The following is a 17,379-nucleotide window of genomic DNA, read 5'->3' on the forward strand; positions in this document are numbered from 1 at the left end:
TTCGCTTTTCGGGGGCGGGAAAATGCACTGCAAATCCGGTCCGTGCGGGAGCAGTCCGCGAACCTGGATGCCGGAGAGGGGAATTGCGGGCCGTTCTGTTAGTCCAGGCACATGGCGGTGTCGCGGTAGACGTACGTTCCGGACACCCACCCCTTTACGCCGGTGGCCTTGTCCGTGATGTAGCGCCAGTTCCCGCTGCTCTTGTGGACGGTGAACTTGTGGCTGCGGTAGAGCACGCCGAGCGCCGTGGACTTGGAGGACGCCTTGGAGCGGATCGTTACAGCCTTCGTGTGCACCTTGTACGGGAGCGGCTTTGCCGAGCAGCTGCTGACGCTGGTTGCGGCACTGGCGGTGGGGATGGAGACGAGCGGGAGAGCGAGCGCGCCGAGAACGGCGGCGGAGACGGCTATGCGGCTGGTGCGCATGGGGAATTGACCTCCACGAAAACAAGGAAGGGAATGCGGAAACGGACCCGGGCTGATGCCGTGCGGGCCGAGAGCAAGAGTCCGGAGAATCCCCGGTTTCGGTAACCGGGGATTGCGTGTTATGTTTCGCGCCACCTAGCTCAGGGCAGCCGGCATTTCAGTGGGCGGGGAAGGGGAAAGCCGGTGGGTAGCCGCGAATTCAGCGGCTCGGGCCGCGCGGTGGAGCGGGGTGCGCGGGCAGAGCGGCGACGCCCGGAGCGGTGGTGTGGCGGGCTGGCGGTGACGCGGCCGGCAGCGGGATCGCCTCGCCATCCCAGTGCGCTTCCCACCATTGGGTGGCTGCCTCGAAGGTGGCGAAGGCGCCCTCGCGCAGGGTGTGCGTCCACGCGTCGGTGTCGACCTCTTCGAGCAGTACCCGGAACGGCAGTGGCGCCTTCTCGTCGATGGCGCGCAGCAGCACGGTGGTCTCGATCGGCTCGGCGTCGTGCGTGTAGCTGGTCAGCAGGGCGAAATGGTCGCCGTCGCTGCGCAGTCGCTTCTCCAGGGCGCGGGTGGCCTGGTTGGCGGGTGTGGTGCCCATGCCGTCGGGCAGGAGGATCTTGTCCTCGGGGCAGCCGCGGGCGATCAGCCAGGACTGAGCCATGGACGGCAGCGGCAGTTCCTTGTGCGTGAAGCGGAAGGTGCGCGCCGCCGAGTCGCGTTTGAGGTGCAGGGCGACGATCTGAGGTTCGCCGGGGATGCCCCAGGTGACGGCGCGGTTGTGCATCACGTAGAAGCTGTGCTCGCCGTCCTCGGTGTGGTGCTCGGCCAGCAGGGTGAGCATGTCCTGCTCGATGGTGATGTGCTGCCAGAACTGGTCGGCGACTTGGTCGTTGACGGCCTCATATCCGTCGAGGCGGAAATCCGGTTCGTAGGTGGGCATCGGTGCTTTCGGTGCAACGACGCCATGGGCGTCGTGGGCAGGGCGTGTTGAGCTGTTCAGCGACGCAGGTGTGCGGGAGCGCGTGATGACGCTGGCCGGAGCGACGGCGTGGTGCCGGGCGGGCCTGCGGGGCGCGGGGCGGCAAGGACGGCCCGGCCGGCGTCGGTGAGGGTGACGGGCTGGCCGGCGTGCACTGGGTGGGAGGTGTCGCGGTCGACGAGGCCGCTCGCCTGTAGGCGCTGCAGCTGGGCGTAGGAGATGCGGGTACGGGAGGGGGTGACCACGGCGAGCCGGTGGGTGAGGAGGTTCTCGTGGAGCTTGGCGCCCTGGGCGATGGCGAGCAGGGCCGCGAAGTCTTTCGTCGGCACCTGCTGTGGCGCCTGCGGCGGAGCGGCGGCTTCGATCGGCTCCAGCGCGGCGGCGGCCTTGGCCTGCTCGGTGTCGCGCTCGTCGATGGCGTGCGCCAGCTGGTCGACCGTGCGCTCGATCCGGGCCAACAGCGCCTGATCGACGGGGAGCTCTCCGGACACCAGGCGGGCGAGACGGGCGCGGTGGAAGGTGACGTCCCGCTCGGCCCGGACGAGGTCGCGGTGGGCGTCCGCCAGGGCCGAGTGGGGTGCGTCGAGGAGACCGGCCTCGCGGTGCCGCCGCAGCGTCTCGATGCTGCACCCTGCGGCCGTCTCGATCCTGTGGTCGAGCACGGTGCGCGGGTGGCGGTTGGGCGAGGGTGCGGGCGGTGAGCTCATGTCGGAGCGGTTCTTGTGTACGGGAGAGCGTCGGAGGCGCACGCGTCCAGGGCGATGCGGACCTCGACGTAGGGGCCCTCGCGGGTGCGCCGGGTGGGCCCCAGACGCTCCAGGAGCCGGAGCATCGGCTCATTGGACGCCTGCGTGAATGCGGTGAGGGTGTGTGCCCCGCGCGTGCGGGCCATCCGGGCCGCCTGCCGGGCCAGGGCTGTTCCGATGCCGCGGCGGTGGTGGTCGTCGGCGACTTGCAGTCCGAGGTCGACGACGCCCGGCTCCCGGCTGACGGGCCCGAGGCAGACGAGGGCCAGTGGCCGCTCGTCCGCGTCGAGTCCGATCCAGCACTGCGCCTGGGCGAGCAGCCGTGTCAGGTCGCGGGGCGTGAGGCGGGTGCGGCCCCAGCGGCGCAGCAGGTTCTGTTCGGAACACTGCGCGTGGAAGGCGGCGACCAGGTCCCAATCCGCCGCCGTCACCGGGCGCGCACGCGCGAGGGCGGGGTGGGTCAGCAGGAGCAGTCCGGGCGGGCGGCCTGCAGGTCGCCGCGCCGGTAGGCCCGGTAGCGGCTGCCGTCGACGTTGCGCGGCTTGCGGGACTGGACTCCGTAGGGGCGCAGGAGCAGAGCGAGGCGGACCGGGGTGAGGTCGGCGTAGCGCCAGCGTCCATCGGCCTCGCCGGGCAGCTCGCGCAGGCGCGTGACCAGCTCCGCGGTGCTCAGATACTCCGCTGCATCCAGGACGTCGAAGATGTCAAGGCAGGCGTGGACAATCGTCCTCGGCCGGCTCGGGCAGGTCAGGAACTCCTCGCATGTGGCCTCGTGGAGGTCATCGAAGCCGTCGAGGTCGTCGGGACCCTCCAGATCCTCGAAGTCGTCGAAGCCCTCGAAGTCGGGATCGAGGTCCGGATCGAAGTCGGGCTCTTCGTCCTCCACCGGCTCGTACTCGCTGGGCGGTTCGGGCTCGTACGCAGCCGCGCAGCAGCAGGAGGTGGACAGCAGCGCGCTCAACTCGGCTCCGGCTGCCATGCGTTCGATCAGCAGGTCGGTGAGTGTGTCGAGCTGCTCGGTGGCACTGACGTCGGCGTGACGTTCGGCGCCGGACAGGGCGGCGAGCTGCCGGTCGAGGTCCTGGATCTCGACGAACACATCGACGATGGCGCGGTGGTGCGGGTTTTCGGTGACCTCGGTCGGCGCCAGTACGGCGGCGGCGACCTGGTCGATCAGAGTGGGGAACTGCGTCAACGAATGGGGCCCTTCACGGTCGGGGGCAGTGCGGGTCGGGGAAGGCCGGGCATCGCGTAGGGCGGTGGTCCTGGCTTGGGGATGGGCTGGCGCGCTCCCAGCTGCGGCGAGCGGGTGCGGGCCGCGTGGGTGCGCTCGCCCAGGGGCCGTCGGGTGAGGCCGAGGCGGGCGCGGGCGGTGTCGTACACGTCGTGGGCTTCCCGCGGGCGTACGGCCACGACGTGGATCTCGGTGGTGTGCATGGAGTTGGCAGGCGCTGGCCGCTGGGCGTAGACGATGCGCCACGCATTGCGGTGATCGACGTAGACCTTGCGGCATCCGGCGAGATCACGGGTGAGTTTGGCGCCGAACAGGCGGGCGTTGACGACGTCCTGGAGCTGGGCGAGCGCTAGGTCGCGGATGTCGCTGGGGGCCTGGAGAAGGTCGGTCAGGGCGCGCGGGTCGAAGGAGAGACCGAAGGCGGGCCGGTCGTGGCCGCTCATCCGGCCCCCTGGCCGGGTGCGCCGTTCTCCTCGGACTCTGCGGTTTCGGCGGTGGTCCGGCTCGAGGGCGGCGGTCCGGGCAGCAGGCGGTGGGCGGGGCGGTCCGGATCGGTCATGCACGCGGAGAGCGGCCCGCCGGCAGCCCTGACGGTGGCCATGGCGTGGGTGAGGAAGTCCCGGTGCCAGACGAACAGGCCGGACAGACCGGCCTCGGGATCCTTGTGCTGCTGGTAGGCCAGCCACAGGGCGTGGAGCCAGGCGACGACGTCGGCGTGTTCCTGCCACTGCTCGCACCACGGGGCGGCGGTGGTGACCTCCGCCCCGTAGACCCGGACGAGGAAGTCATCCACCCAGTCGGACAGCGCGTCGAGTTCGTCTTCGTACTCCTCGCCCTCCAGTTCCAGGATCGGGCGGGGCTCCGGCGGGGCGGGCTGCGGCGGCAGGGCCGCGAACCCCGGCATGCCGAAGGCGCCGAACGGTGAGTCCGTGGGCGGCGGTGCGGAGGCGAGGCTGTCGAGCTGGCGGGCCTGCTCGGCAGATTGGTCCAGCAGTTTGCGGACGCTCGCCTCAATGCTCTCCAGATCGGACTCCGGCAGCCGGACCGGTTCCGTCTCCCCGCCCTCGGGGGGGTCTATGGATTCAGGCACGAAAAGGGGCCTCCTTGAGCCGCGGCCGTTGGGCGTGAATTGCGGCTCAAACCATCCGGAGAATCCCCGGTTTCGGTAACCGGGATTTTGCTGCTATAACGCCCCGAGCGGCACGGCCATGGCATGACGGGCCACGCACCACAGGCCGTACTGCGCTGTACAACAGGGCTCAGGATGTGAGGGTCAAGTCGTCCTGGGAAAAAGTCTGTTGCAGCGTTTCGGTGAGCCGGTCGGCGGCTATCTCGGCGTAGTGCTTGGTCTTCTCGACGCCGATGAAATCACGGCCCTCCAGCAGGGCCGCGACTCCCGTCGAGCCCGAGCCGCAGGTGAAGTCGAGCACCGTGCCGCCGGGCGGGGAGATCTGGACCAGCTCCCGCATGACGGAGACGGGCTTCTGCGTGATGTGGTGTCGGCTCTTGCCCGACGGCTGCGAGGCGCTGTACAGGCCGGGCAGGTAGACCGGGTTCCTGGAGGCGTCGATCGGTCCGTTGCTGGCCCAGACGACGAATTCACAGTTCTGGGTGAAACGTCCCTTCTGGGGGCGAGCCTGCGGCTTGTGCCAGGCCAGCACGCCCCGCCAGAGCCAGCCGGCGGCCTGGATGGCATCCGTGGTGATCGGCAGCTGCCGCCAGTCGGTGAACAGCAGCGCCGTGCCGCCGACCTTGGTGAGCCGGTGTGCCTCGGTCATGATCTGGGTCAGCCAGAAGCCGTACGACCGCTGATCCATGTTCTCGCCGGTGAAGTCCGGCAGTTCGTGACCTGCGTCGGCGGAGGTGTACTTCTGCTTCGCGCTGCGGGAGGTGCGTTCCTTGGCCGTCCGCCCGCCTGAGTTGTACGGCGGGTCGGTGATGACGGAGTCGACGCAGTTGTCCGGCAGTTCGGCGAGGACGCCGAGCGCGTCGCCCTGGTGCAGGGAAAAAGGCAAAGAGATACCCCAATTCGGGTCGGGTGAGGTGAGGGAGAGACGCTCCGGCCCGCCTGGATAACCCGCGGGACCGCATGCGGGCAGGAAGGCGCTGCGGGCCGCGCAGCGGCGGGGGCGAGGGGAGGAGACAAAACTGTAGGGCACGATCCCCGGTTGAGCGCTATCGCCGCCGAGAACCCCGAAATAGAGCCTTGATCAGAGACGATTTCGGCAACCGGGGATCCGCCCTTAGTGTTTTGGAACTGCCCGGCGGACCACGCCGATGGCGCATCCCCGCCCCTGCCTTTGTGGAGGTATCCCCATGTCCTGGCACACCTGACCCGACGCCTCTGCGCCAGCGCGAGCGGCAACTCGCGCACGTGCACCTGGGCCCTCGATCTACCCACCACCCCGGCCGTCGCGCCCTTTCCTCAACGACGCACGCGCCGCCGGGACTTCACCAAGGACCTCGTTGTGACATCGCTCTGCCCTCCCCTGCCCGCGCACCGGTCTCCGGCCCGTGACGGCCGCCCGGGAGGCGTCCCCGATTGAAGGGCGTGGCCGCCGGCATCGGCGTCTTCGTCCTCTCTCCTCTCCTCCTCGCCGGCACGGCCATGTTGATGGCCACCAGCAGCGAGGCCGCCCAGACCACCTACTCGTCCTTCAGCTGCGTGGGCGACGTCGACACCGACACGGTCGTCGAGCAGGTCACCAAGATCCTCAACGGTGCGACCGCCAAGGACGTGCACGTCGAGGGCCTGCCCCTGCCCGAGGAACAGATCCCCAACGCCCGCACGATCGTGGCCACCGGGATCGGCCTCAACGTGCCGAAGAAGGGCCAGATCATCGCGCTCGCCACCGCGATGCAGGAATCCCGGCTGCGCAACCTGAACTCTGGCGACCGCGACTCGCTGGGTCTGTTCCAGCAGCGGCCGAGCCAGGGATGGGGCACCGCTACGGAGATCCACGACCCCGTCTACGCGAGCGAGCAGTTCTACAAGCACCTGCTCGCGGTGGATGGTTGGCAGCAGCTGACCGTCGCCCAGGCCGCGCAGAAGGTCCAGCGCTCCGGCTACCCGGACGCCTACGCCGACTGGGAGGAGCTGGCGACCGCATTGCAGAAGGCGATCGCCGCGACGTTCCCCGACGCCGACCAGGACACCAGCGAGACGAACACCGCCTCAAGTTCCGCGTCCTGTGCGGCGGCCGAGGACGGCTCCGGGTACGGCACCATCCCGGAAGGGTCGGTACCGAAGGGCTACTCGATCCCGAAGGACGCCGATCCGAAGGCGCGCAAGGCGATCGCCTGGGCGATGGCGCAGCTCGGCACGATGTACCAGTGGGGCGGCACCTGCACTGCGCCGCACGGCCCCGACCCGATGGGCCGCTGCGACTGCAGCTCGCTGACCCAGCAGGCGTACAAGCACGCCGGCATCCAGCTCACCCGCACCACGTATACGCAGGTCGACGAGGGCAAGGCTGTGTCCCCCAAGGCGCTCAAGCCCGGTGACCTGATCTTCTCCCGCGGCAGCGCCGCCCGCCCCGAACACGTCGGCATGTACATCGGCTCGGGACTCGCGATCGAGGCCCCCCGTACCAGAAAGCCTGTGCGGATCACGCCGCTCGCGGACTGGGACATCCTCGCCGCCCGCCGCGTCATCTGACCCCCGGTCGGGGCGCGGCAGCCCCGGCCCACCGCCCCTGACCGGGATACCCCCCCGGGCCTCTTCCGCACTCACCTCGGACGGGCCCCGCAGGACCCGCCGGCCTGCCCACCCTCATTCCCCTGACATCACGGAGCACCTACTTGATAACCCGCCACAGCACCCAGCGCGCCCTCGCGGCAGCTTCCCTGGGCCTGGCCGTCGCCGCCGGCGGCCTGGCCACCGCCAGCACGGCACAGGCGTACGACACCGGCACCACCACGATCAGCTGCAGTGCGGTCAAGATCCGCAAGGCCCCGTCGAAGACGTCCACCGTCGTGGGCATCGGCTACCGGCGCGACAAGGTCGTCTACGACCAGTGGGCCTACAAGAAGGCCGAGAAGACCTGGTACACCCGCGGCACCGTCACCCGGAAGTCCGACGGCAAGAAGATCCGCGGCTACATGATCTACAACTGCGCGAACCCGTACAAGACCAACCCGGCACCGAAGCCGTCGATCCCGAAGTAGTGCACCCCGGCAGCCGGTTCGGAGCCTGAGCGGAAGCGCCATCGACAGCAGCCCCGGCCCGACCTGTGGCCTCGTCCAGCCTCGGCGCGAAACCTGCGTGACCTCGTGCACGCCACGCCGCCCCAACGCGGGCGCCGACCGGGCCAGCCGTCTCCCGCACCGCTGCCGGCCTTCCTTCGAGGCAGTTGCCTCGCCCTCTCGTCCTTTCTGTGATTCCCGCGCGCCGGGCTTCGGCGTGCCCAAGGAGCCTCATTGCACCTGCTCGAAACCGTGCAGTATCTGGCCTACGACCCCGGCATCACGCCCTCGGGCGGTGGCCTGCCCGGCCTCGCCGTGCTCAAGAACGTCGTCAACTCGATCAACCTGTTCGCGATCGTCGCCGTGGTCGGCGCGCTCGCCGTCTCCCTCGGCGTGTGGGCGTGGGGCCACCACACCGGCGGCCACCAGGCCGAGGCCAACGGCAAGAAGGGCGCGGTCGTCGCGGCGGGCGCCGCCCTTGGTCTCGGCGCCGCGAACGGGGTCGTGGCGTTCTTCTCCGCCCTGGGGTCGCAGGTCCACTGATGACGAAACGATTCCCCTCCCTGTCCGGGTACGGCCTCGGCTGGTCGACCCGCCAGCGCATCACGGTCCTCGCGACCGGCCTCGCCGTCCTGCTGGCCCTCGCCGTCGTCGTCGCCCTGCTCACCGGCCGCACCACAGCCGGCGACAGCCAGTCTGCCGCTCCGTCCTCCGGGCCGAGCAGCAGTACCTCCGCGTCCGCCGGTCCGACGGCGTCGGCCGGGGCCGGTTCGGTGGCCAAGCCCCCGCAGCTGGCGGACCCGGTCGCCTTCGCCAAGGCCGCCGCGGCAACGCTGTGGTCGTACGACGCCCGCACCACCAGCCGTGACCAGCAGCTCGCCGGAATGAGGGCGTGGCTGACGTCGGAGACGAAGTACGCCGACTGGTCCTCGATCGCCGCGCAGGTGCCGGATCCGGTGCTGTGGTCGCGGATGGCCGACCAGGACCAGTACGCCACCGCCACCGTCACGGAGGCCCACTACCCCTCGGCGTTCAAGCAGGCCCTGGCGGACGATCCGTCGGCGATCACCGAGGCGTACATCTACGCCGTCACCGTCACCGGCAAGCAGCAAATCGCCTGGAAGAGGGGCGGGGCCGGCGCCGAGGACCGCTCCATCACCCTCGCCGTGCAGTGCCGCCCCAACGCGAACTGCTCGCTGGTCTCCATCGCCCCCCGCGTCGTGCCCTGACATGCCCCCAGCCCACCTGAGAAAGGAGGGGATTCCCCCTTGGGCTTCTGTGACCTCCCCCTCGCGGACAAACTCTGCGCCGTCGGTGACGCCGTGGATTTCGCCTCCGACCCAGGCACGGCCATCGGCAACTGGATGGCCAAGAGCGCGGGCGAACTCGCCGCAGCCGCAGCTGACTTGGCCGCCGAGGCAGTCAACACCACCACCAAGGTCGACCTCAACGCCGGGTGGTTCCGCGACAACTACGAGATGATCCTGCCGATCGGCCTGGTCGTCCTCGTCGCCACATTTTGCGCCCAGCTCGTACGCGCCGCGATCCGCCGCGACGGCCAGGCGCTCACCCAGGCATTCACCGGCACCGCCACCGGCGTGCTGTTCGCGTTCACCGCGATCGCCTTCACCACCGTCGCCATCGAAGTCGTCGACGCATTGAGCGACGGACTCTTCAAGGCCGCCAACCTCGACATCGCCACCGCGGTGCGGCGCATCGTCAAGGTGGGACAGATCGCCGAACTGTCTGGCCTGGGCTGGCTCGTCACCGTCTTCGTCGGCATCGGCGCCGCGATCGGCGCCTTCCTCTACTGGTGCGTGATGATGGTCCGTAAGGTCGGCATCCTCGTCATGGTCACCCTCGCCGTCTTCGCCGGAGCCGGCGGCGGCTGGGAGGTCGCACGCCGCTGGCGCAAGGGCTGGATCGAAGCCACCGCCACCCTCGTGGTCAGCAAGTTGCTGATGACTGTGATCTTCGTCCTGGGGATCGCCGCGATGGGCAAGACCGAGGCGAAGGACGGCATCGCCGCCCTTGCCGACGTGATGGCCGGCATCGTCATCCTGGCGCTAGTCCTGCTGTGCCCGTACGCCACGTTCAAGTTCGTGCACTGGGCCGCCTCCGAGGGCTCCGACGCCGAGACCCTGCACCGCTCCGGCGGAGCCGGTGCGCAGATGGCCCGTCAGCACGCCGAACGCGCCGGGCGCAAGGCCGCCGCCGCGGTCGCCACTGCCGGAAGTGGCGGTGCCGCGGCCGGAGTCGGCGCCGCTCCCCAGGGCCCGGACTCCGTGCCGGGCGGCTTCCCCGGCGACATCGCCGCCAACCCCACGCCGGACACCAGCAAGGAAGGCGGCAGCTCAAGCACGCCGTCGTCCGGGGGCGAGGGGATCACGAGCGGTCTGGACAAGGCCGTCCAGCCCCCGCCGACCAGCCCCCGTGACGACACCAGTGGTCAGTTCGGAGGTGCACCCGGACCGGGTGGCGGTTCCGGATCGCCCCCCAGCGGCAGCAGCGGATTCATGTCGCAGCCCGGCGCAGGCACCTCAACACCACCGCCGCAGGGCGCCCCGCCTGCACCGAACTCGGCCGGCACCTCCAGCGGAACCGGGGCACCGCCACCTCCGCCCACCGGCCTGTGACCTTGCCCGACTCCGGGGCGGCACGCGCTGCGCATTCCTCGCCGCGTGCCGCCCCGGCCACCGCCCCGCGCACCATCGGAACGGCCCTTGTCTGATCTCACCGTCCAACCGCTCACCGTCAAATTCCCCCACCGGTCCAGGCGCGGCATCCTGCTCGGCCTCTCCCTGCCCCAACTCGTCCTCGTATCAAGCGCATCGGCACTCTTGCTGGTAACGGTGGTATCCACCGGGCTGCTCGGTGCCCTCGCCCTAACCCCGCTGTGGGCCGCGGTCACCGCCCTGGTCGTCGTCCGCAGGCACGGCCGCTCGCTGATCGACTGGGCGCCGATCGTCCTGCGCTTCGCCCGGCGGCGGCGTACCGGCCAGAGCCTGTGGCTCGCCCGGCCCGTCACCCGTCCCCGCCAGGACGGCATCCTGCACCTGCCCGGCACCGCCGCCTCACTGCGCGTGGTCACGCCCGGCGATTCCGCCAACCAGGCCGCCGCTGTGCACGACCCGCACGGCCAGACCCTGACCGCCGTCGCCCGCGTCTCCAGCAGGGCCTTCGCGCTCCTCGACCCGGCGAGTCAGAACCACAACGTCAGCAGCTGGGGCCGGGCCCTGGCGGGCATCGCCCGCACCGGACACGTCGCCACTGTGCAGGTCCTGGAGCGCACCGTGCCCGACAGCGGCGACACCCTCACCCGCCACTGGGCCCAGCAGGGCCACCCCGAAACCCCGGTCGCCGGACAGGTCTACAGCGAACTTGTCGCCTCCGCCGGCCCGGCCGCCGCCCCGCACGAGGCGTACCTGGCGATCTCCCTCGACCTCAAGGCCGCCAAGCGCCTCATCAGTCAGGCCGGCGGCGGACTGCCCGGCGCCTTCACTGTGATGGAACAGACCACGTCCTCCATCGCCCAGGCCGCGCGCAGCGCCGGACTGATGGTGACGGGCTGGCTCAACGCCCGCGAGATCGCCGCCGTCATCCGCACCGCCTACGACCCCAGGGCGCTGTCCGCGCTGCAGCAGTGGTCCCACTCCGGCCGGGCCGAAGCCGACCCGGCAGCCGCCGGGCCCGTGGTTCAGGTCGAGGAGTACGACCGGCTCGCCACCGACTCCGCCCGGCACGCCACCTACTGGGTCGAGGACTGGCCCCGCACCGAAACGAGCGCAGGCTTCCTGCACGGCCTGATGTTCACCGCCGGGGTCCGGCGCACCCTCTCCCTTATATACGTGCCGCAGGGGCTCGAGTCCGCGATGCGCGACGTGCAGCGCAAGAAGGCGGCGATCATCGCCGACGCCAACGAACGCTCGCGTCGCGGGCAGGTCGACTCCGAAGCCGACTCCGTCGAATACGCGGACGTCAAGGTCCGGGAGCGCCAGTTGATCGCCGGACACGCCGACGTGTCGCTGACCGGGTTTCTCACCGTCTCCGCGGAGACCGACGCCCTGCTCGACGCCGCGTGCGCGCAGATCGAGACCGCCGCCGTCACCGCCCAGGTGGATCTGCGACGGCTCAACTTCCAGCAGCCCGACGCCTTCACGCTCGGTGCCCTCCCCCTCGCCCGCGCGGCCCTGTAGCCCCACTCCGGCACCAGCCGACGTCCTGCCCCCATGGCAGGAAGGAACTCTCCCCTTTGACCTCTGCCATCCCCGTCGGCGACGCGTACCCGTACCTGCGGGCCGCCAGCGCCGGTATCCGCCACCACGCCCGCGCCCTCACCCCACGCACCCAGCACATCGCTTCGCCCGCGGACCGCGTGCACCTCGACGTGCTGCACGCCCATCTGACCGCGCTGCACCGCCTGCTCGACCAGCTCGCCGAATCCACCCGTCCGCCGCATCCCGCCGCCGGCCGCCATCTCGCCACCGCGCACACCCGGCTGTGGCAGTCCGCCGCCGCGGTGCACGACGCCTTCCACCTCCTGCCTGTCGCGGGCGATACCCCGACGGACACGGAATGCCGCCCCGAGCGGCTGCCCGAGGGGCCACCCGTCCTGACCATCTGCCAGCGCCACCTCGCCGCAGGTCACGTCGTCCGCCGCAAGACCACCCCCAGCGACCTGAACACCCCGCTGCACGGCCACACCACCACCTGCAGCCAGTAACCCCCGCACCCCCGAAAGGCCCTGAATGCGCAACCTGAAGCGCTCCACCTCCGCCGCCGTCGCCCTCGCCGCGCTCGCCGGCACCGCCGCCCTGGCCACCGCCACTCCGGCATCCGCCGCCAGCTACCACTGCAAGACCAGCAGCCACAGCGTCGACGACCCGAGCTATAACGGCCCCGACTCCGACAACTGGGACTTCGACGTGACGCTGTGCGCCATGCGATCCGGCGGCTACATCTACACCACCGCCACCGTGTACTGGGACGGCCCGTACACGGCCAAGAACCGCAGCACCCTGACCTTCAACAACGCCAAGTTCCAGCTCCAGACCAAGCGGAGCGTCAGCGGCACTGACCCGGTCGTGAAGTCCGGCGCCTACACCGGCCTGGAGCACGCGCTCGAACACAGTAGCGGCAACGGCAACGGCTCCTACTCGACCGGAACCCTCAAGTCCAAGGCGGGCTCCGGCCGTTACCTCGCCGACGGCTACATCCAGCTGGACTGGTCGGGAGACGGCAAGAGCTATCGCAGCCCGATTCTGTTCACCGCTTCGCCGGTCGTCTGACCCCGCGCCGCGTCCAGACCGCCGTCACGTGAAAGCCGCCCATCATGAGCCACCGGCCTGCGCGCCGCGCCCGCCGCGCCAGCGCCAGCCCCCTGTTCACCCCGCACGGCACCGATCGTGCGTCCCGTAAGGCTGCCCGCCGGCGGCTCGCCGAGGCCGCCGCGAAGGCCCGCCTCGAAGCAGCCGCCCACACCAGCGGCGCTGGCGTAGCAGAACAGGAGATGCCGGCGCCCCTCTTCCCACCCGCCGGGCGACCCGGCCCCGCGTCCTCCCGCAACAACAGGCTCAAGCTGCCCGCCCACCGCATGACCACCGCTACCGCGAGCGGGGCGTACCCGTTTCTCGCCGAAGGCGGCCTCGGCGCCGAGGGCATCTACATCGGCCGCGACGTCCACGCCGAAGCCAGTTTCTGCTTCGACCCGTTCGCGCTGTACGGCAAGGTCGAGGGGTTCACCAACCCCAACGTGCTCCTTGCCGGGGTGATCGGGCAGGGCAAGTCGGCGCTGGCCAAGTCCTTCGCGTTGAGGTCGATCGCCTTCGGGTACCGGGTCTACGTCCCGTGTGATCCGAAGGGGGAATGGACGCCCGTGGCGCAGGCGCTGGGCGGTACCTCCATCGCGCTCGGGCCGGGCCTGCCCGGAAAGCTGAACCCTCTGGACGCGGCGCCGCGGCCCAACAGCGTCTCCGAGGCCGACTGGGCGGGCGAGATCCGCAAGCGCCGCCTGCTGCTGCTCGGCTCGCTGGCCCGCACCGTGCTCGGGCGGGACCTGCTGCCGATGGAGCACACCGGCCTCGACGTCGCGCTGGATGCCGTCGTCACCCGCGCCGCCGCGACCGGTCGCACCCCGCTGCTCGGCGACATCGCCGCCACCCTCAACAACCCAGACGAACTCGACGTGGCCGGCGGCATCATGTCCGGCCGCCTCGGCGACGCCTCCCGCGACCTGGCCCACGCCATGCGCAGGTTGGTCCACGGCGACCTCGCCGGGATGTTCGACGCCCCGAGCACGGTGGCCTTCGATCCCAACTCGCCGATGCTCACTATCGACCTGTCCCGCCTGGGCGGATCCGGCGACGACACCGCCTTGGTCTTGGCGATGACCTGTGCGTCCGCGTGGATGGAATCCGCACTGTCCGACCCGAACGGCGGCCGGCGCTGGATCGTCTACGACGAAGCCTGGCGCCTGATGCGCCACCCCGGCCTCCTGCAGCGCATGCAGTCCCAGTGGAAGCTGAGCCGCGGACTCGGCATCGCGAACCTGATGGTGATCCACCGGCTGTCCGACCTGCTCACCGCGGGCGACGCCGGATCCCGCGGCCGGGCCCTGGCCGAAGGTCTGCTCGCCGACTGCTCCACCCGCATCGTCTACCGGCAGGAGACTGACCAACTCCATGCCGCAGCAGCCCTGCTGGGCCTGACCTCGGTGGAGACCGACGCGATCTCCCACCTCAACCGGGGTCGCGGCTTGTGGAAGGTCGCGGGGCGCAGCTTCATCGTGCAGCACCTCCTGCACCCCCATGAGCTGGCGCTCTTCGACACCGACGCCCGCATGCACTGAAACCCCGCTCACCTCGCGTTTCGACGACCGACAGGAGCCTTCCCATGTCCGCCTTCACCCCACGCCGACGTCACCGGGCGGCGGTTTCCGGCTCCGCCCTCCTGGCAGCCACCGCCCTGGTAGCCGGATGCGGCACCACCACCGAGGCCACTGACACCACCTCCGTCAGCGTCTCCCCGGCACCTCGCACCCCTACGCCGGCCGCCACGCACGCGGTTCACGGGCTGGACGGCACGTGGCGGCCGATCAACTCCGACAGCCCCATCGCCTCGCTGACCATTTCCGGAACCGCCGTCACCACGACCGGCACCCTTGCCTGCCCCGGCACTCTCGCCCAGACCACCACGGAACCACCCGTGCTCACCCTGCACTGCACGACACCGGACTCGGACCGCGCCCGGGGCACACTCAAGCTCAAGCCGGACGGATCCGCGCTGGTCATCAACTGGGACGGCCCCCAGTGGGGCGGCGTACTCGACAGCCTGCGCCGCGTCTGACCACATACCCGCCGCACAGAACCCCCAGGAGCCCATGCCCCCGACTCGCACCGACCTGTCCGCCTTCGCCGCCGCGCTCGCCGAACGCCTGCCCGGCGCCTGGACGAGCGAGTACCACCGCCACCCCACCTACCAGGACCAGTTCCCCACCGTCGAACGGCTCTGGGACGCCGGCCACGTCGACTACATCGTCAGCCAGTACGTCCTCGGCCACTACGCCGTCCTGAACGGCCCCGATGGAGAGCAGCTCTACGTCACCGACCGGCCCCTGTACCGCCACCAGTTCGTGGTGGCCCCACTGGAGCCCGATGGCTTCAAGACCCACCAGATCTCCCCGGTACGTGAGCCGAACGGCATCGCCGTCCCCAACGATCCGGTCCGCGCCGCCGCCGCAGTCACCCGACGCGTGCTGCCCCGCTACCGGGCGGCCCTGGACGCGGTCCGTCACAACGCCTTTAGCCAGCCCGAGCCGCCGCACCGACAGCCCGCGCCCGAGGTCGCCCAGACTCTCACGCTGGTCTGGTACCCGGACGGTGTGGTGGGAGCACCATACGACTCGGTTCCCGAAGAGGCACGCATGACGCTGTTCGGCTGCAACTTCCAGTACAGGCCGAATGAGTTCGCCTTCGTGCTGCCAGCCTCCTACAGCTCCAAGGAGCGCGCCCTGCTGGTCCAACTCGCCGCCCAGCGGCTCACACTCCAGGGCATCGGGGTCAACTTCCGCCGCGCCGCTCCCCTCCCGCCTCCCACTGCGGCATCAGCACCCGCGAGCAAGATGCTGCCAATGGTGTCCTCCTCCCCGAAATCCACTTCTCGCCGGTAGAACCCGGCTTCCGCATCAAGGAGTTGCCGCTGTCCGACCCCGACCAGCGGATGCTGCTGCACGACGTGGCCGACCGACTCAACACCGTTGCCGACCACCTTCCGCTCCCCGACCAGGTCCGCCCGGATCCGGCACTGAGCGAGATCCTGGACGACGAAATCCGTCACCTGGCCCGCGTGCTGGGATTCCTGGCCGGCGAGAGCGCCTTCCGCCATCGCGCCGCCGCCCGCTCCCCGGCCCGGCCCACGACGACGGTGCGCCGCACGACCCTCGCGCTCGCGAGCGCCGCCGAACCCACCGGGCTCGCGCTCGCCGCCCTCAGCGCCGCAGTTCATCACCTCGGCCATCTCGCCGACCTCGCTCACCAGGCCCCTGGCCCCGCCCGCGACCGGGCGATCACCACCGAGCACCAACGGCTCGAAGACCGCCTCGGCGACAGCCGCATCTCCCTCGCCCGCGCCGCGAAGCACCTGCGCGCCGCCGCCGACACCCGCACACCACCGGCCGCGACCGCCGTACCCTCCCCGTCGACCACCACAACCCCATCCCGATCCCGCTGATCCCCTCCCCGGAGCGCCCTCATCCCCTCGCACGCCCCCGCCCGCCGCGCCGCCCTGCTGCTCACCACGCTCGCGACCGTCACCCTCACCGCGTCCGCCTGCACAACCTCCGACACCAGCAGCCACGACGCCACGACGAAGGCCACCCGCACCGCCTCCCCCGCACCGGCCGCCGTACCAGCGCTGACGAAGCAGGAGGCCCTCGCCCAGATCACCCACTACTCGAAGATCAACAACGAGGCCAACGCCGACAACGACCGCACGCTCCTCGACAGCATCGAGGACGGCCCGCTGTACGCCATGTCCGTGGCGGACTACAAGGAGGACGAGGGCCTGCCCAAGGCCGACCGCAAGCCGTACAAGCCGTGGTCGTACGACATTGCCAACGCCAAGCTGTACATCCCGCGCTTCACCGCTGGCCAGGAACGCTGGTTCGCCGCCGCGCTCTCCGGCCGGAAGGGCAAGGCTCCGAGCCGACTTGCGGTCTTCGCCGAGCAGCCGGAGCAAAAGCGGTGGGAGATGGTCTCCGTCGTCGACCTCGACGACAAGACACTGCCGGGCATCGCCCTCGACCAGCACGGCTACGCCACCGCAGTCGCCGCCGACGGCAACAGGCAGCTCGCCGCCGATGCCGACCTGCTGCGCACCGCGGTGATCGACAACTTCGCGACCGGCGGGGTGAACACCGGCACCAAGGTCTTCACCCCGACCACGGCGAGCAAGCAGCAGATCAAGGTCCACGACAAGACGAGCAAGAAGTACGGGAAGTTGGGCACCACCGTCTTCGCCGGGGCAGCCAACCGCTACCAGGACGCCTACGCGCTCAAGACCACCGACGGTGGGGCGCTGATCCTGTTCGCCCACACCCACACGCAGACCGACGCCGTCGCGCACTCCGGGCTGCAGATCAACCCCGGCAAGGACGACCGCGCCTGGCTCCATGACGTCCCGCGCACCTCGGTCACGTACACGTTCGTCTGCTCCGACGCTGCCACCGTGCCGGCCAAGGCAGCACCGTCCCGCCTCATCGGCTACACGTGCGCCCGCACCGACGCCTCCGGGCCGCCCGTCGCCTCCGCACTGACGACCCGCTCGTAACCG

General features: G+C 70.5%; 21 protein-coding genes. 13 read left to right on the forward strand and 8 right to left on the reverse strand.

Annotated elements, in window-relative coordinates; all coding sequences use genetic code 11:
- Positions 1 to 98: 98 nt before the first annotated feature.
- The 8 genes from OG718_RS21725 to OG718_RS21760 all read right to left on the reverse strand — a co-directional run bounded on the left by OG718_RS21725 (position 99) and on the right by OG718_RS21760 (position 5,381).
- On the reverse strand, positions 99 to 425 hold the full coding sequence (locus OG718_RS21725; RefSeq protein WP_328844917.1) for an SH3 domain-containing protein: 327 nt from the start codon (positions 423 to 425) through the stop codon (positions 99 to 101).
- 199 nt (positions 426 to 624) lie between these two features.
- Positions 625 to 1,347 carry a hypothetical protein gene (locus OG718_RS21730; protein ID WP_328844918.1) on the reverse strand — a complete coding sequence of 241 codons (723 nt, stop codon included), beginning with the start codon at positions 1,345 to 1,347 and terminating at the stop codon, positions 625 to 627.
- Positions 1,348 to 1,403: 56 nt separating this feature from the next.
- Positions 1,404 to 2,093, reverse strand: coding sequence for a hypothetical protein (locus tag OG718_RS21735; RefSeq protein WP_328844919.1), 690 nt, complete (start codon positions 2,091 to 2,093; stop codon positions 1,404 to 1,406).
- Positions 2,090 to 2,563, reverse strand: coding sequence for a GNAT family N-acetyltransferase (locus OG718_RS21740; RefSeq protein ID WP_328844920.1), 474 nt, complete (start codon positions 2,561 to 2,563; stop codon positions 2,090 to 2,092). Before OG718_RS21740 ends, OG718_RS21735 begins: the two co-directional genes overlap by 4 nt.
- Positions 2,564 to 2,592: 29 nt before the next feature.
- Positions 2,593 to 3,327 carry a DUF3631 domain-containing protein gene (locus OG718_RS21745; protein WP_328844921.1) on the reverse strand — a complete coding sequence of 245 codons (735 nt, stop codon included), beginning with the start codon at positions 3,325 to 3,327 and terminating at the stop codon, positions 2,593 to 2,595.
- The gene (locus tag OG718_RS21750; RefSeq protein WP_328844922.1) at positions 3,324 to 3,809 is read right to left on the reverse strand and encodes a hypothetical protein; all 486 of its coding nucleotides are present in this window, start codon (positions 3,807 to 3,809) and stop codon (positions 3,324 to 3,326) included. Before OG718_RS21750 ends, OG718_RS21745 begins: the two co-directional genes overlap by 4 nt.
- Entirely contained in the window at positions 3,806 to 4,456 is a 651-nt protein-coding gene (locus OG718_RS21755; RefSeq protein ID WP_328844923.1) for a DUF4913 domain-containing protein, read from the reverse strand. Before OG718_RS21755 ends, OG718_RS21750 begins: the two co-directional genes overlap by 4 nt.
- Positions 4,457 to 4,625: 169 nt before the next feature.
- Positions 4,626 to 5,381 carry a DNA-methyltransferase gene (locus tag OG718_RS21760; protein WP_328844924.1) on the reverse strand — a complete coding sequence of 252 codons (756 nt, stop codon included), beginning with the start codon at positions 5,379 to 5,381 and terminating at the stop codon, positions 4,626 to 4,628.
- A 527-nt stretch (positions 5,382 to 5,908) separates the two neighbouring features.
- Between OG718_RS21760 and OG718_RS21765 the strand changes: the two genes are divergently transcribed.
- The 13 genes from OG718_RS21765 (at position 5,909) to OG718_RS21825 (ending at position 17,376) form a co-directional block, all read left to right on the forward strand.
- Positions 5,909 to 7,024: a C40 family peptidase gene (locus OG718_RS21765; protein WP_328844926.1), complete on the forward strand. Its 1,116-nt coding sequence runs from the start codon at positions 5,909 to 5,911 to the stop codon at positions 7,022 to 7,024.
- 143 nt (positions 7,025 to 7,167) lie between these two features.
- Complete coding sequence (locus tag OG718_RS21770; protein WP_328844927.1) at positions 7,168 to 7,533, forward strand: hypothetical protein; 366 nt, start codon at positions 7,168 to 7,170, stop codon at positions 7,531 to 7,533.
- Between the two features lie 252 nt (positions 7,534 to 7,785).
- Positions 7,786 to 8,094 (forward strand): DUF6112 family protein, encoded by a 309-nt coding sequence (locus OG718_RS21775; RefSeq protein WP_033530972.1) that lies wholly within the window; start codon positions 7,786 to 7,788, stop codon positions 8,092 to 8,094.
- Positions 8,094 to 8,780 (forward strand): hypothetical protein, encoded by a 687-nt coding sequence (locus tag OG718_RS21780; RefSeq protein WP_328844928.1) that lies wholly within the window; start codon positions 8,094 to 8,096, stop codon positions 8,778 to 8,780. The genes OG718_RS21775 and OG718_RS21780 overlap by 1 nt, the downstream gene beginning before the upstream one ends.
- A 39-nt stretch (positions 8,781 to 8,819) precedes the next feature.
- Positions 8,820 to 10,187, forward strand: coding sequence for an SCO6881 family protein (locus OG718_RS21785; protein WP_328844929.1), 1,368 nt, complete (start codon positions 8,820 to 8,822; stop codon positions 10,185 to 10,187).
- Positions 10,188 to 10,274: 87 nt separating this feature from the next.
- Positions 10,275 to 11,747 carry an SCO6880 family protein gene (locus tag OG718_RS21790; RefSeq protein WP_328844930.1) on the forward strand — a complete coding sequence of 491 codons (1,473 nt, stop codon included), beginning with the start codon at positions 10,275 to 10,277 and terminating at the stop codon, positions 11,745 to 11,747.
- 56 nt (positions 11,748 to 11,803) lie between these two features.
- Positions 11,804 to 12,274 (forward strand): DUF6238 family protein, encoded by a 471-nt coding sequence (locus OG718_RS21795; RefSeq protein ID WP_328844931.1) that lies wholly within the window; start codon positions 11,804 to 11,806, stop codon positions 12,272 to 12,274.
- A gap of 25 nt (positions 12,275 to 12,299) precedes the next feature.
- Positions 12,300 to 12,839 carry a hypothetical protein gene (locus OG718_RS21800; RefSeq protein WP_328844932.1) on the forward strand — a complete coding sequence of 180 codons (540 nt, stop codon included), beginning with the start codon at positions 12,300 to 12,302 and terminating at the stop codon, positions 12,837 to 12,839.
- Positions 12,840 to 12,883: 44 nt separating this feature from the next.
- Positions 12,884 to 14,398, forward strand: a complete 1,515-nt coding sequence (locus tag OG718_RS21805; RefSeq protein ID WP_328844933.1) for an ATP-binding protein — start codon at positions 12,884 to 12,886, stop codon at positions 14,396 to 14,398.
- A 44-nt stretch (positions 14,399 to 14,442) separates the two neighbouring features.
- Positions 14,443 to 14,895: a hypothetical protein gene (locus tag OG718_RS21810; RefSeq protein WP_328844934.1), complete on the forward strand. Its 453-nt coding sequence runs from the start codon at positions 14,443 to 14,445 to the stop codon at positions 14,893 to 14,895.
- A 34-nt stretch (positions 14,896 to 14,929) separates the two neighbouring features.
- Positions 14,930 to 15,718 (forward strand): hypothetical protein, encoded by a 789-nt coding sequence (locus OG718_RS21815; protein ID WP_328844936.1) that lies wholly within the window; start codon positions 14,930 to 14,932, stop codon positions 15,716 to 15,718.
- Positions 15,719 to 15,741: 23 nt separating this feature from the next.
- Positions 15,742 to 16,278: a hypothetical protein gene (locus tag OG718_RS21820; RefSeq protein ID WP_328844937.1), complete on the forward strand. Its 537-nt coding sequence runs from the start codon at positions 15,742 to 15,744 to the stop codon at positions 16,276 to 16,278.
- 300 nt (positions 16,279 to 16,578) lie between these two features.
- On the forward strand, positions 16,579 to 17,376 hold the full coding sequence (locus OG718_RS21825) for a hypothetical protein (protein ID WP_328844938.1): 798 nt from the start codon (positions 16,579 to 16,581) through the stop codon (positions 17,374 to 17,376).
- The last annotated feature ends 3 nt before the right edge of the window (positions 17,377 to 17,379 follow it).

The organism is Streptomyces sp. NBC_00258 (genome assembly GCF_036182465.1).
Taxonomy (GTDB): Bacteria; Actinomycetota; Actinomycetes; order Streptomycetales; family Streptomycetaceae; genus Streptomyces.